Genomic DNA, 15,157 nt, shown 5'->3' with positions numbered 1-15,157 from the left:
TAAAAATATTAAAATTTATATTGGCAATTCAAACTTATGAAATCTTTAAAATGCAATATCCTTTTTTAAATTTCAACTCTGTCATCTAGTGCTCTTGAAATAGTGGCACTATCTGAAAACTCAATATTTCCTCCCATAGGAATACCACTAGCAAGCTTTGTTACTTTTATGTCAAAGTTTTTTATAAGTTTTGCTAAATACATAGCGGTGGTTTCGCCTTCCAGATTAGGATTGGTAGCTAAAATAATTTCTTTTATATCATTGTCTGCTATTCTTTGAATTAGAGATTTTATATTAAGCTCATTAGGACCAATCCCATTTAATGGATCCAGTCTTCCTTCTAAAACGTGATAAGTACCTCTAAATTTTGTAGTTTTTTCCAATGTAACTATGTCTTTACTTTCTTCAACAACACAAATAATACTTTTTTCTCTTAAACTATCAGAGCAAATATCACATATGTCAGATTCACAAAAATTACCACATATAGTACATTTTTTTACTTTTTCCTTAACTGTATGTAATGCTTCAATAAAATTTTCTACTTCTTCTTTGGATTGATTAAGCATAAAAAAAGCATATCGAGTAGCTGATTTTATCCCTACACCAGGTAATTTATTAAACTCTAGAATTAGCCTTTCTAAACTTTTTGTAGCCATTGTTTCACCTAAAAAATAGATTTTTTAATATCTTTAACAACTTTACTGATCTCTCTTCTCTCTTTACCCAATTCAGCATTTTTAATAATATAGTCATCAACCCTATCTTCATAATCAGATTGCATATTATCAATTATATCTAAAATGTCTTGATAAGACATACTAGCTCTAATATAGGCTTTTAAATTATTTAAAAGCTCAACTCTTTTTCTATTATCTCTGATTTTTCTATCGTTATCTTCAATTTCTCTTTTTATTTGATTTTTTCTTCTTTCTTTTCTTACTAGCTCTAAAACATTATCCATTTTATACTCCTATTTTGATAAAAGAATTGCTAAATCATAATCCTTTTTAAAATTAGAATTTCTTTCAGCTGAACAAGCAAATTCTAGAGGATGAGTTATTATTTCGTTTCTCTCTATACCAACCATTACACCACTTTCTCCTTCATACAGTAGTTCAACAGCTCTAGCTCCCATTCTTGTTGCGAGAACTCTATCAAATCCAGAAGGAGTACCTCCTCTTTGCACATGCCCTAAGACAACAGATCTAATTTCTGTATTAATTTTCCCCTTCAATTGCTGCTCAATTTCTAAAACATTTCCTACACCTTCAGCGACTAAAACTATATCATGAAGTTTCCCCTGTTTTCTTCTGGCTTGAATTTGTAATGCTAGCATTTCAATAGGATTGTCCATTTCAGGAATCATTATTCCATCTCCACCACCTGCTAAACAAGCATGCAAAGCTAAATCTCCTGCTCTTCTACCCATGACTTCTATTAAAATAGTTCTTTCATGTGAAGTAGCAGTATCTCTTATTTTTGACATAGCATCTAAAATGGTATTTAAACAAGTATCAAAACCTAATGTAAAATCTGTACCACAGATGTCATTGTCGATAGTTCCGGGGATTCCAACGACTCTTATACCATGTTCTTTGTAAAGTAAGTTAGCTCCACGGTAGGAACCATCTCCACCAATTACAACTAAGTATTCTATTCCTCTTTTCTTCAAGTTATTGGCAGCTATAGCTCTAAATTTTTCTTTTTTAAATTCTTCGCATCTAGCTGTTAGAAGAATAGTACCTCCTCTATCGATAATACCAGAAACATATCTTTCATCCATTAGAAATATTTCATCATTAAGCATACCTAGATATCCACGTTTTATTCCATATACTTCAAAACCATAAGATATTGCGACTTTTGCAGCAGCTCTTATGGCTGCATTCATTCCAGGAGAATCTCCACCACTTGTTAAAATCGCTATTTTTTTTTGCATTTTAAAAATCACCTACATTAAATTTATTTATAAAATATTCCCATATCTCTGAATTTATTATATCTTTTTTCTAATAATTCATCTAATGATATTTTTTCAAGTTCTTCAATTGTTTCTAAAATAACCTTTTTAAGATTAAAAGCAGTGCATTCTGGGCATCTGTGTGCTCCACCTAAAGATTCATCGATTATACCGTCTATCAAACCTACATTTAAAAGGCTATGAGAAGAAATCTTTAAATTTTTAGCTGCTTCTTCTGTTCTACTTGGATCTTTATATAAGATAGCAGCACAACCTTCTGGAGATATAACAGAATATGTTGAATTTTCAAGCATAAAAACCTTATCTGCAACTCCAAGTCCCAGTGCACCTCCTGAACCTCCCTCACCAATTACAACAGAAATAATAGGAGTTTTAAGTCCGCTCATTTCCATTAAATTTCTTGCAATAGCTTCTCCTTGACCATGTTTTTCAGCTTCGAGTCCTGGATAAGCCCCTGGAGTATCTATAAAAGTTAGAACAGGAATATGAAATCTTTCAGCCATTTCAAAAAGCCTTAAAGCCTTTCTATAACCTTCAGGGTTTGCCATTCCGAAATTTCTAAAAACTTTTTCTTTCATTGTTCTGCCCTTTTGATGGCCAATAACCATAAATTTTTTACCATCAATTTTACAAAGTCCTCCGATTATAGCTGGATCGTCTCTGAATAATCTATCTCCATGTAACTCCACAAAATCTTCAGTAATCATTTCTATGTAGTCAAGGGTATAAGGTCTAGCAGGATGTCTTGAAACAGCAACCCTTTGCCAGTCACTTAAATTATCATAAAGTATTTTTAAAGCTATATCTTTTTGGTCTTTTAATTTATTAATTTCATCAGATAGATCTATCTCTTTTTCTTCAGAGAATTTAGTAAGTTCATCTATCTTATGTTGTATTTGTTCTATTTCATATTCAAATTGCATACTATTTCCTCCTACTTAAACAAGATTAGTTAAAACTTTATGTATAGTATTTTTTAAATCTTCTCTTTTTGCAATAATATCAACCATTCCACATTCCTGTAAAAATTCACTTTTTTGGAAATTTTCAGGTAACTTTTGTTTAATTGTTTGTTCTATAACTCTTGGTCCTGCAAATCCTATTCTTGCTTTAGGTTCTGAAATAATGACATCACCTAGCATGGCAAAAGATGCAGTAACTCCTCCTGTTGTTGGATTTACTGGAACAGATATAAAGGGTAAACTATGAAGTCGCATTTGTTTAGCAGCAGCAGAAGTTTTAGCCATTTGCATTAAAGAAAAAAGCCCTTCTTGCATTCTAGCACCACCAGATATGGCAACTACTACTGCAGGGATATGATGTTCAATAGCTCTTTCCATAGCAGCTGTTATTTTTTCACCTACAACAGATCCCATGCTTCCACCCATAAAATTAAAGTCCATACATGCTATACTTACTTTAAGCCCGTTTATCTCTCCTATACCACTTATAACACCTTCATACATACCAGTTTGTTCTTGTGCTTGAATATTTTTTTCTACATAGTCTGGAAAATCCAAGGGATTAGCAGAGGATAGAGTTGTATCTTCTTCCACAAAAGTTCCTTCATCAATGAGTAAAGAAATTCTTTCTCTAGCACTCATATTGAAGTAATTATCACAATTAGGACATTTTTTTAAATTTTTAGCTATATCTGCTCTGTGATTTAATTCAGAGCAACTAGGACATTTTATCCACTCATCTTCTTTAGCTTTGTCTATATTTTTTACTTTGTATTTAGCAATTCTTTCCTCTTCACTTTCTTTATCCAAAGTTAAATATTTTTTCTTAGTTTTCAATTTAACTGGGCTTACTTTCGAAGAAGATTTATTTGACGAAAATAAGCTTTTTCCAAATGAAAAAATTCCCATAATATATTTTCACCTCTTTTTAATCTTTTTGTTTTAAAAATTATAACTGTTGTTATATTATATTTTATTTTTATTGTTTTTTCAATAATTTTATTTTTGAAGGGCTTGAAAAAATCAATTTTTTTAACATATAATGAATTTTAAATTTATGTATTTGTTTTGTCCCTTTAAAGATTTTTGCCTTTTATTAGAAATTAATATTTATTAAATATCATTAAAAAAATTAACTTTTATTAGAATTTTTTAAAGCTTTTGTGTAGAACTAATACAACTAATACATTATAAAGAAAATAAAAATTGTTGGTTCATATGCACTTAAATAAACTTGACTTTTAAAATAGCCAAGTTTTATAATATTAAAAATAGAATAAAATGATAAAATATATTAATTAAATATTTATATTAAGACAAATTAAATTTATATAAAATAAATGAGGAGGATAAAGTTATGAAAAAAATTTTTAAATTGGCATTATTTTTTATATTTCCTTTCAATTTTTTATTTGGAGCTCCAGCTTCAAACACTAAAAAGAATGAAGTTTAGGAAATTCAATTAAAATTTTTACCAAAAAATTTAAAAGAGCTAAAGAGTTTAGAACAAGCTAAACTACTAAGTCCACAAGATACAGTAGCATGCTATATTGCAGCTATTGTAGATATCCAGAGTTTCAGGAGGACGGAATGGAGATGATAGAATTTTTAAATGGTCCTACAGAACTTACAGCTTATGATAAGCAATTTTATAAGGATCGTTTATGTGAAAAAGAATATCTTCCAAAATCATATCTGAAAGGAAGCAGCCCAGAAAATAATTACAGCCCTTCTAAACCTTATACTGTAATCATTTCTTTTAATCCTTACTCATATGAGCAGGAAAACCTTGTTAAGTTATTTGTTAAAAGTTCGGGAGCAGATAGCCCAAGACCTATCACTTTAAGGTTAAAACCATCTACTGGAGAATGGTTCTTATGGGATCAAGCTTTACTTACTGGCATTAGAATTTCAGCTTCTTCAGACCCTTGGAAATAAAAAATTGGCTTGAGAATACAGTGAGGAGAGAAAAAATGAAAAAAATATTATTATCAATATTTGTTTTATTATCCTGCTTATTTGTAAGTTGTAAAAATGAGAAAAAAGAAGTTAATACAGCAGGCACAGAGAATAAAATTGAAAACTCAGATATTGTAAAAAAATACTTGGACTTTTTTAATCAGGAAGATAATGCTATAATTGCAGTATATTTTAAAAATAAGGAATTTTTGAGCGAAGAACAATGGAAAGGTTTGACTTTATTAGATCCACAGGAAAAAGTTCAAGAAAGTTTAGGAAATTTTAAAAATTATATTTTAGTAATAGCTAATGATGATATAAAAAACTGTAGAGTAATGTCATTAGATGGAGATGAATTATACTCGTTCTCTCTAAAAAAGACAGAAAATTTTGTTATAAAGAATTATGAAGATAAAGAAATTTACATAAATATGTCTGGTGACAAAGAAAATATTAGCCTTGAAATATATGGAAGCGAGGGCTTGAGTGAGTATTATTCTGAAAATGAAGAGTATAAAATAGCAGATTATGGATATGAAGTACGAGCTTGGCATGAATATAAGGGATATAATGAAACTGAAGAAAATGAAAATCTTCCAGAAAAAAAAGGAAATATTTCAGAAGAGATAGATTTAGATGGAGATGGAAAAAGTGAAAAAATAAGTTTCTTAGCTGATGGGGATACAGGCAAATTTATTATTGATGAAAGAGAGTATGAAATATATCAAATATTAGCCTTAGTAGATATAGAAATATTTGGACCTATTTCCAATTTAGAAATTATTGATATTGATAAAAATGATAAACATAAAGAAATAGTATTCAGAATTTCAGGTGAAAATGAACTTGGAAAAGAAACCTTTATTATTTTTCATTATAAGGATGGGGATTTAAAATATCTTGGAAGTCTTGAATACGAAGCTTATCACTCACTAGCTGAAGTTGTTGATTCGGAAAATAATCTAATCAATATAAAAAATAATTTTGGGCTGTATTTAGATTTTCCATATAATGTTTCGATAATGTATAAAATAAAAAATGAAAAGTTGGTTCTGGAAACAAAAGTAGAAGAGATGAAATTCTTTGATGGAAGAATAGTCGGAATTGTAAGGATACCTGTTAATATTTATGAGTCAACAGATTCTAATAAATTATTATTTAAAGCTAAGGAAGGAAGCATTTTATTATTTTTAGAAACAGATCATAAATCTTGGATAAAAGTTAAGGACTTTAAAACAGGTGCAATAGGCTATATAAGATTTATAGCCAAAACAGAAAAAGAAAATGAAAAATATTCAGATATTAAATTTTTTGAACAAGATGAATTAAAGCTATTTTCTAATGTATTTATGAATCTTCCAGAGATAGGCTTTTAACGCTAATGAAAGACTAATATTGATATTAAGTAAATGATTAAAATTATATAAGGGAGAAAATAATGAAAAAAATAATGATTTTTATTTTGCTTATATTTTCTGCTTTGTTTATAAGCTGTAAAAATGAAAAGCAGGAAGTTAGCCAAAATATTTCAAATGCTGAGACAGAAGTATCAAACTTTGTTAAAAAGCATTTAGATTTTTGTGAAGCAGATGATGCATTAATTGGAGTATTTTTTAAAAATAAAGACTTTCTTTCTGAGGATGAATGGAAAGAATTTAAAGTTCTAGATTCAAAGGAAGAATTTAAAGGAAATTGGGGAGATTTCAAAAACTATATTCTTGTTATAGCTAATCAGGATATTTCAAATTGTGATATTAAAACTGCTGGTGAAGTTGAAGAAAAAATATTCTCCTTTTCAATGAAAAGAGGAGAAGCTTTTGTACTAAAAAATTATGATAAACCAGTTTATTTATTCTTTTCAAAAGAGGGAGAGGATAATATACAAATGTGGGGTGACGATAAAGTCTATCTTTTTAGGGAAAATTCAAATGAAGGCTTAGAAACTGTATATACAATTAAATCATGGACTAAATTAGAAGAAGAAGTAAACTTTGATTCAGATGAATCCAAAATTGAAATTTCTGAAGAAATAGACTTAAATAAGGATAATCAAAGTGAAAAAATTCATTTTATATCTGATGATGCGGAAGATTTTTTTAAGGAAGTCAAGACTGTTTATACAGGAACTGTTAAAATAGATGATAATGTTTTTACAACAGAAGATTTAGTAAAAATGGCAGGAATTAGCTCTGAAGAAAATCATCTTTGGGGACTTCCACTTGGAGATATGGAAATTATAGATATGGACCCAAAAGATAAATATAAAGAGCTTATTTTTAAGATAAATTCTTATTCAGGCGAGTCTGATGGAATAGGAATTGTATTTCATTATAAAGAAAATGCTTTAGTATATATAGGACATATTATTTATGGGATGTCAATAAAAATCGCTCCAACTTATAATGAAAAAGATAAGACATTAAATATAATGGGATATGACACAGAATTAGGTTTCCCCTATTATAGAGAAAATATCTATAAATTAGAGAATGAAAAAATAGTTCTGGAAGAAGGAATAAAAAAGATAAGAGAGTATGATAACAAAATAGTGGGAACAGTTAATTTGCCAATTAATATTTATAAAGATATAAAGTCAAAGGAACTGCTGTTTAAAGCTGAAAAAGGAAGAATTTTATTATTTATAGAAACAGACCAAAAATCATGGATTAAAATTAGAGATTTTGAAACTGGAAAAGAAGGTTATATAAGGTTTGATTTTAAATTAAATGAAGATGGTTTTAATGAAATTAAGTTTTTAGAACAAGAAGAGTTGAAAGAAAAAATATTCTATGAAATATTTGATCACCTGCCAGCATATGGGTAAAATAAAAAGGGACTGTTGCAAATGAACTGCACCCAAAATCTTGGACACAAGATTGGAGGTGCAGTTCATAGAAAGGTTTGCTTGTCAGCCTAAATATAGAATTTTAATATTTTTTCGAAACATAGCTTTAATAAAAATATTAAAAATTATTATTAGGCATGACTCTAAATACCTATAAACCTTTAAGTTGCAATAAGTCCTTATTTTTTTAATGAAAAATAATCACCTTTTTTCTCAATTAAGCCGCTTTTTAAAAGCTTACCTATTGCCCTTTTAAAAGCTTTTTTTGTAAGTCCAAAATAATCTAAAATTTCTTCTGGAGAACTTTTATCGTTAAAACGGAAATGATCTTTTAAGATTTTCATTTTGTTCATTATTAATTCGGCATCATTTTCGATTTGTGCAGATAAGAGCTTTCTAGGACTTAAATCTATTTTTCCGTCTTCTCTTACTCTTGTAACTCTAAGGGTTAATTCATCACCTATAGAATATTTTTCAAAACATTCATTTTTAGGAATAAGTCCAAAATATCTATCTTCAACAGCTACAAAAACTCCTATATCTTCATTAATTCGATATACAGTTGCAGAAACTATATCTCCTTTATTTATTGAAGACGAAGGCATTAGAAATTTATAAATTTTCATTGTGGCTGAAACTCTTCCTCTACTGTCTTCATATAAACCTACTAAATATTTTTTCCCAATTTCAACATTTATTTCTTGTTGGGAACGAGGTAACATCAAATCTTTATTTAAGCCCCAATCTAAAAATGCTCCAAATTTAGGATGAGTATCAACAACTTTGAGTTTTGCGAGAGTACCTACTAAAGCTTCAGTTTTTCTGAAAGTTGCAATAAGTCTATCTTCTGAATCTCTATAAATTAAAACTTCAACTTCATCCCCTTCTTTTAGTTCTCTTCCTTCAAGCTCATTATTAGGTAATAAAATATTATCCTTATCATCATCAGTACCTGCATATAGATGAGCACCTACACTTGAAAAATTATTTATTATTAATTTTTGTCTTTTTCCTACTTTTATCATAAATCTCACCTTTTAGTTTAATTTACTGTAAATTATAACATAATAAATTGAAGAAAAGAAATTAAAATTTACTTTCTAATAAAAAAGGGACTGTTGCAAATTAGATTTTAAAAAGTTTTGCTTGTCAATCTAAATATAAAATTTCAATATTTTTGTGAAGCATAGCTTTAATAAAAATATTAGAAATTATTATTAGGTATGAGTTCAAAAAACCTATAAATCTTTAAATTGCAAAAGCCCCTAAGGTCTTAAATTTATTAATAAGCTATTTGATATAAATTTTCTATATCTTTTAAAGTTACATCTTTAGGGTTTCCACCAGTACATACGTCATTTAAAGCATCTATTGATAACTTAGCAATGCCTTCCCTAGGTATATTTATTTCTCTTAAAGTTTGAGGAATTCCTACGTCAATAGCAAGTTGTCTTACAGCATCTACAGCAGCTTTTGCAGCAGCTTCTTTAGATAGACCTTCTACATTGACTCCCATTGCTTTCGCAATATCTACATATTTTTCTATACAAGCAGACATATTAAATTCCATAATAATAGGTAACAAAAGAGCATTAGCAACACCATGAGGTATGTCATAAATAGCTCCCAGAGGATGAGCCATAGAATGGACAATTCCTAAACCAACATTTGAAAAGCCCATACCAGCAATATATTGAGCTATACTCATTCCTTCCATATCTTCCATATTTTTATCTTTTACAGCGCCTCTTAAATGTTTTGCTATCATCTCAATAGCTTTTATTTCAAACATATCAGAGATAGTATTAGCTCCTTTAGTTATATAGCCTTCTATTGCATGAGTTAAAGCATCCATACCAGTTGCTGCTATTGTTTTCGCAGGAAGTGTCATCATAAGTTCCGCATCAACTATTGCGACTAAAGGTATATCTTTAGGATCCACACATACTATTTTTCTATTTTCATCTTCAACGGTAATTACATAATTAATAGTAACTTCAGCAGCAGTACCACAAGTTGTTGGGAGTGCTATTATAGGTACAGATTTATTTTTTGTATTTGCCACACCTTCAAGAGATTTAATGTCTTCAAACTCTGGATTGTTTTTTGTAATTCCTATTGCTTTAGCTGTATCAATTACAGAACCTCCGCCAACAGCAATTATAAAATCAGCATTAGCCTCATTGTAAGCAGCAAGCCCATCTTTACAATTTTTTATTGTTGGGTTTTGCTTAATTTCTGTAAATGTTTCATAGTTTATGTTAGCCCCATCTAAAACTTCTTTAACTTTATCTAATACTCCACACTTTTCTAAAATATTGTCGCTGACAAGAAGAGCTTTTTTATAACCTCTTGTTAGTATTTCATTAACTATTTCAGCTCTACTTCCCTTCCCAAAATAACTTGTTTCATTAAGAATAAATCTAGCCATATCGTTTCCTCCTATATTAAAATTTAAAATAAAACTTTCTTATAACTATATATTTTTTGTAAAGCTATATAAAAATTAAAAATAGGTATATTTGTATAATATTATAACATTTTTTGTGACAAACATCAATTAAATTAAGCAAAAAAATTCTATTTTTTATAGTAAATATTCATATTTATTTAATATAAAAAGAGTGTTATAATTTAAAAAATAGAATTTTTTTAATTCAAAGTTTGGAGGTAAAAATGAAAAAAATAAATTTAGATTACTCTAAAATTTTTAATTTTATTAGTGAAGAGGAAATAAATGCTTTAAAATCAGAAGTAGAAGTAGCTGTAAAAAAATTGGAAACTAAGACAGGAGAAGGAAATGATTTTTTAGGTTGGTTGGATTTACCTGAAAATTATGACAAAAATGAATTTGAAAGAATAAAAAAAGCAGCAGAAAAAATAAAAAATAATTCAGAAGTTCTTATTGTCGTTGGAATAGGAGGTTCATATTTAGGAGCAAGAGCAGTTATAGAAGCTTTAACACATAGCTTTTATAATGGTTTATCTAAGGAAAAAAGAAAAACTCCAGAGATATACTTTGCAGGACAAAATATATCTGGAAGGTATTTAAAGCATTTAATAGAGGTTATAGGAGAGAGAGATTTTTCTGTTAATGTCATATCTAAATCAGGAACAACAACTGAACCAGCAATAGCATTTAGAGTGTTTAAAGAACTACTAGAAAAAAAATATGGTGAAGATGCTAGGGAAAGAATATATGCAACAACAGACATAGCAAAAGGAGCTCTAAAAAAACTAGCAGATGAAAAAAAATATGAAACATTTGTAATACCAGATGATGTAGGAGGAAGGTTTTCAGTTCTGACTGCTGTAGGACTTCTCCCTATGGCTGTAGTTGGAATAGATATTGATGAACTAATGAAAGGAGCACAAGAAGCAAGAGAGGATTATAAAAACGATTTTAATTCTAATGATTGTCACAAATATGCACTTATAAGAAATATTTTATATAGAAAGGGTTATTTAGTCGAACTTTTAGCAAATTATGAACCAAGTTTGCATTATATAGCTGAATGGTGGAAGCAACTATTTGGAGAATCTGAAGGCAAAAACCAAAAGGGAATTTTTCCAGCAGCAGTGGATTTGACAACAGATTTACATTCTATGGGACAATATATACAAGATGGTAGAAGATTTTTATTTGAAACAATCATGAATATTGAAAAAAATTCGGAAGATTTAAAAATAAAAGAAGAAAAAGAAGATTTAGATGGTTTGAATTATCTTGCAGAAAAAACTTTAACCTATATTAATTCAAAGGCTTTCGAAGGAACTTTACTTGCTCATATAGATGGAGGAGTTCCGTGTATGACAATAAATATTCCAGAGATGAATGCTTATAATTTAGGATATTTGATATACTTTTTTGAAAAAGCATGTGCTATAAGTGGTTATATGCTTGGAGTGAATCCTTTCGATCAACCAGGAGTGGAGTCATATAAGAAAAATATGTTTGCTCTTTTAGGAAAGAAGGGCTTTGAATTTTTATCAGCGCAATTAAATAAAAGGTTAAGAAAGTAAAAAGCTTTAAGAAAAAATACTTGACAAAGTAAGTAAAATATAATAGGATATCTTTATAACGATTACAAATTAGATATAATTTTAAAAATAAGGATTTTAGGAGGATTAAAATGTCATTAATAGGGAAAAAAGTTCCAGAGTTTAAAGCAGTGGCTTTCAAAAAAAGTGAAAAGGATTTTATAACAGTAACAGATAAAGATTTGTTAGGAAAATGGTCAGTATTTGTTTTCTATCCAGCAGATTTTACATTTGTATGTCCAACTGAATTAGAAGATTTACAGGATAATTATGAAGCTTTTAAGAAAGAAGGAGCAGAAATTTACTCAGTTTCTTGTGATACTCATTTTGTTCATAAAGCATGGAGTGATCACTCACCAAAAATAGGAAAGGTTGAGTATCCTATGATAGCAGATCCAACAGGAGTTTTAGCAAGAGCTTTTGAGGTTATGATAGAAGAAGAAGGTCTAGCTTTAAGAGGAAGCTTTGTAATAAATCCAGAAGGAGTTATTAAGGCTTATGAAATCCATGATAATGGAATAGGAAGAGAAGCAAAAGAATTATTAAGAAAATTACAAGCAGCTAAGTTCGTTGCAGAACATGGGGAAGTTTGTCCAGCAAAATGGCAACCTGGAAGCGAAACTTTAAAGCCAAGCATTGATTTAATAGGAGAACTATAAGAAAGAGAAGCTTCAAGCTTCTATCTAAAACATAAAGAAAAGGGGTATAAATATTAATATTATATCCCTTTTTATAAAGTAAAGAAAGTAAAAATCCTAATAGCTGAATACTTTATTTTTAAAGGAAACAGGTATTAGTATTTTTAGAGAAGAAATAAAATTAAGAATGAAAGGGGAGAAAAATGGAGAAAATTTATGACCTTATAATTGTAGGTGGTGGACCAGCTGGTTTATCAGCGGGAATATATGCAGGAAGAGCTAAATTAGATGTTCTTATATTAGAGAAAGAACAAAAGGGTGGGCAGATAGCTTTAACGAGTGAAGTTGTGAACTATCCTGGAATACTTGAAATTTCTGGTAGTGAATACATAGCTCAAACAAGAAAGCAAGCAGAAAATTTTGGTGTTAATTTTATTCAAGAAGAAGTTACTGACATGGATTTTACACAAAAAATTAAAGTAATTAAAACAGCAAATGCAGAGTATAAAGCTTTATCAATTGTTGTTGCAACAGGAGCAGCACCTAGAAAGTTAGGTTTTCCTGGAGAAAAGGAATTTACAGGAAGAGGGGTTGCATATTGTGCGACTTGTGATGGAGAATTTTTCACAGGTATGGATATATTTGTAATAGGAGCAGGTTTTGCAGCAGCTGAAGAAGCTATGTTTTTAACTAAGTATGGGAAATCTGTAACAATAATAGCAAGAGAACCTGATTTTACTTGTGCTAAATCAATAGGTGATAAAGTTAAAGCACATCCTAAAATAACTGTTAAATTTAATACGGAATTAACAGAACTAACAGGAGATATGAAACCAACAGGGGCTAAATTTAAAAATAATGTAACAGGTGAAATTAGCGAGTATAAAGCAAAAGTTGGGGAAACATTTGGGGTGTTTGTATTTGTGGGATATGCTCCTTCAAGTCAAATATTTAAAGGACATATAAATATAGATGAATATGGATTTATACCAACAGATGAAGAACTTATGACTAACGTTCCAGGAATATTCGCTGCTGGAGATATAAGACCAAAAAGATTAAGACAGGTTGTTACTGCTGTATCTGATGGGGCAATAGCAGCAACAAGTATAGAAAAATATGTACATGATCTAAGAGAAGAATTAGGACTCAAAAAAGAAGAAAAAGAAGAAACTAAAGTTACAAATATAGCAGCAGAAAAGGAAAGCTTTTTAGATGATAATCTTAAAAAACAGCTTTCTGATGTGGTTGCTAGATTTGAGAATCCAATAGAATTAATTGTCATAAAAGATCCTAATAATGATGAATCTACAGCAATTGAGAATGCTGTAAAAGAAATAGCAGAGATTTCAAATAAACTAAAATTTTCATCATACAATGCTGGAGATAATAAAGAATTAGAAGCAAAAATAAAAGTTGAAAGATTTCCAACTATAACAATATTAGATAAAAATGGGGAATATAAGGGATTGAAATATTCTAGTATTCCAAGTGGGCATGAACTAAATTCATTTATATTAGGAATGTATAATGTTGCAGGACCAGGACAAAAAGTTGCAGAAGAAAGTCTATCAAAAATTGAAAAAATAGATAAACCAGTAAATATAAAAATTGGAATTTCTTTGTCATGTACTAAATGTCCAAAGACAGTTCAATCAGCACAAAGAATTGCAACACTTAATAAAAATGTAGAAATGGAAATGATAAATATATTTACTTTCCAAGATTTCAAAAATAGATATGATATAATGAGTGTTCCAGCTGTAATAATAAATGATAAACAAATTTACTTTGGTGAAAAAAATATAGAGGATATATTAGAAATAATAAATAAATAAAATAAAACAAAAAGACTATTGTGAAATTCTTTTTATATGATGAGAATCCAATAGTCTTTTTTTAATTGTAACATATGTACTACTTATTGGAGTAGAAAAATGTTAAGATTTTCTAGAAAGGAGGATTCTATGTTAAAGATAAAAATTGCACAAAAAATTGATTTAAATGAAATTGTTTTAGTTAATGAGTCAGAAGTTGTAAGTATGAGAGCAATAAATCATGAAAATACTTATTTATCTTTGTTTACTCTAGCTTCAGCTGAAGAAATTACAGCTGAAGCCATGTGCGGAGAGAGATATTACTATTGTTTTTCAGGAAGAGGAGCAATAATAATAGAAAATGTAAAAAAAGAAATTAGAAAAGGAGAATTTTTAAGAGTTGACAAAAATAAAGATTACTCTTTGAAGTCATTTGAAAATTTTAAATTCATAGAAGTAGGTGAAAAAATAGGAGGTAACGATATGGAAAATAAGATGTTAAAGGGATTAAATTATGCGGAAACTATTCAATTGGAAAAATGTATTGAATATCAAGAGAATAAGATAGTTAGTAAAAATTTAGTTGCTAAAAAAGATTTGGTAATAACTGTTATGTCATTTTGGAAGGGAGAAAATTTAGAACCTCATATGGCACCTGGAGATGCTTTAGTAACAGTTTTAGATGGAGAAGGAAAATTTGTTGTAGACGGGAAAGCTTCTTTAGTTAAAAAAGAAGAGAGCATAGTTTTACCAGGGAATATAGCACATGCAGTAGAGGCAATTAGTAATTTTAAGATGTTGCTAATTTTAATAAAATAGTTTTAAAACTAAATAAAACAAAAATTTTAAAAAAATAAAAAAAATAAGTTGACAAAAAATAATAAAGGTGGTAAGATAACAAATGTCCACTT

General features: G+C 28.9%; 14 protein-coding genes. 7 read left to right on the top strand and 7 right to left on the bottom strand.

Features of this window, described 5'->3' with window-relative positions:
- Nucleotides 1-65: 65 nt before the first annotated feature.
- Genes recR through accD form a run of 5 tightly spaced genes read right to left on the bottom strand, consistent with a single transcriptional unit; the run spans nt 66 to nt 3,855 of the window.
- On the bottom strand, nt 66-659 hold the full coding sequence (gene recR, locus Q4A58_RS01195; protein ID WP_303115810.1) for a recombination mediator RecR: 594 nt from the start codon (nt 657-659) through the stop codon (nt 66-68).
- A gap of 8 nt (nt 660-667) precedes the next feature.
- Nucleotides 668-964, bottom strand: coding sequence for a DUF496 family protein (locus Q4A58_RS01190; RefSeq protein WP_303115809.1), 297 nt, complete (start codon nt 962-964; stop codon nt 668-670).
- Nucleotides 965-973: 9 nt separating this feature from the next.
- Nucleotides 974-1,942 carry a 6-phosphofructokinase gene (gene pfkA, locus Q4A58_RS01185; RefSeq protein WP_303115807.1) on the bottom strand — a complete coding sequence of 323 codons (969 nt, stop codon included), beginning with the start codon at nt 1,940-1,942 and terminating at the stop codon, nt 974-976.
- Between the two features lie 23 nt (nt 1,943-1,965).
- On the bottom strand, nt 1,966-2,907 hold the full coding sequence (locus Q4A58_RS01180) for an acetyl-CoA carboxylase carboxyltransferase subunit alpha (RefSeq protein ID WP_303115805.1): 942 nt from the start codon (nt 2,905-2,907) through the stop codon (nt 1,966-1,968).
- Nucleotides 2,908-2,922: 15 nt separating this feature from the next.
- The gene (gene accD, locus Q4A58_RS01175; RefSeq protein WP_303115803.1) at nt 2,923-3,855 is read right to left on the bottom strand and encodes an acetyl-CoA carboxylase, carboxyltransferase subunit beta; all 933 of its coding nucleotides are present in this window, start codon (nt 3,853-3,855) and stop codon (nt 2,923-2,925) included.
- Nucleotides 3,856-4,536: 681 nt separating this feature from the next.
- Between accD and Q4A58_RS01170 the strand changes: the two genes are divergently transcribed.
- The 3 genes from Q4A58_RS01170 (at nt 4,537) to Q4A58_RS01160 (ending at nt 7,729) form a co-directional block, all read left to right on the top strand.
- The gene (locus Q4A58_RS01170; RefSeq protein ID WP_303115801.1) at nt 4,537-4,884 is read left to right on the top strand and encodes a hypothetical protein; all 348 of its coding nucleotides are present in this window, start codon (nt 4,537-4,539) and stop codon (nt 4,882-4,884) included.
- A gap of 35 nt (nt 4,885-4,919) precedes the next feature.
- Nucleotides 4,920-6,281, top strand: a complete 1,362-nt coding sequence (locus Q4A58_RS01165; protein WP_303115799.1) for a hypothetical protein — start codon at nt 4,920-4,922, stop codon at nt 6,279-6,281.
- Nucleotides 6,282-6,343: 62 nt separating this feature from the next.
- Nucleotides 6,344-7,729 carry a hypothetical protein gene (locus tag Q4A58_RS01160; RefSeq protein WP_303115797.1) on the top strand — a complete coding sequence of 462 codons (1,386 nt, stop codon included), beginning with the start codon at nt 6,344-6,346 and terminating at the stop codon, nt 7,727-7,729.
- Between the two features lie 200 nt (nt 7,730-7,929).
- Here Q4A58_RS01160 and Q4A58_RS01155 read toward each other — a convergent pair whose 3' ends face one another.
- Nucleotides 7,930-8,775 (bottom strand): S1 RNA-binding domain-containing protein, encoded by an 846-nt coding sequence (locus Q4A58_RS01155; protein ID WP_303115795.1) that lies wholly within the window; start codon nt 8,773-8,775, stop codon nt 7,930-7,932.
- A gap of 257 nt (nt 8,776-9,032) precedes the next feature.
- Nucleotides 9,033-10,181, bottom strand: a complete 1,149-nt coding sequence (gene fucO, locus Q4A58_RS01150) for a lactaldehyde reductase (protein ID WP_303115787.1) — start codon at nt 10,179-10,181, stop codon at nt 9,033-9,035.
- Nucleotides 10,182-10,426: 245 nt separating this feature from the next.
- Here fucO and Q4A58_RS01145 point away from each other — a divergent pair, with 245 nt between their 5' ends.
- The 4 genes from Q4A58_RS01145 (at nt 10,427) to Q4A58_RS01130 (ending at nt 15,065) form a co-directional block, all read left to right on the top strand.
- Nucleotides 10,427-11,773 (top strand): glucose-6-phosphate isomerase, encoded by a 1,347-nt coding sequence (locus tag Q4A58_RS01145; protein ID WP_303115779.1) that lies wholly within the window; start codon nt 10,427-10,429, stop codon nt 11,771-11,773.
- A gap of 110 nt (nt 11,774-11,883) precedes the next feature.
- Nucleotides 11,884-12,450 carry an alkyl hydroperoxide reductase subunit C gene (gene ahpC, locus Q4A58_RS01140; protein WP_303115777.1) on the top strand — a complete coding sequence of 189 codons (567 nt, stop codon included), beginning with the start codon at nt 11,884-11,886 and terminating at the stop codon, nt 12,448-12,450.
- A gap of 182 nt (nt 12,451-12,632) precedes the next feature.
- A complete protein-coding gene (locus Q4A58_RS01135) occupies nt 12,633-14,267 on the top strand; it encodes an FAD-dependent oxidoreductase (protein WP_303115775.1) in 1,635 nt (544 codons plus the stop codon).
- 129 nt (nt 14,268-14,396) lie between these two features.
- The gene (locus Q4A58_RS01130; protein ID WP_303115772.1) at nt 14,397-15,065 is read left to right on the top strand and encodes a cupin domain-containing protein; all 669 of its coding nucleotides are present in this window, start codon (nt 14,397-14,399) and stop codon (nt 15,063-15,065) included.
- Nucleotides 15,066-15,157 lie beyond the last annotated feature (92 nt).

This window comes from Fusobacterium sp. (assembly GCF_030528405.1).
Lineage (GTDB): Bacteria > Fusobacteriota > Fusobacteriia > Fusobacteriales > Fusobacteriaceae > Fusobacterium.
The sequence above is the reverse complement of the archived record's forward strand: the minus strand, read 5'-3'. Positions and strand labels throughout refer to the sequence as shown.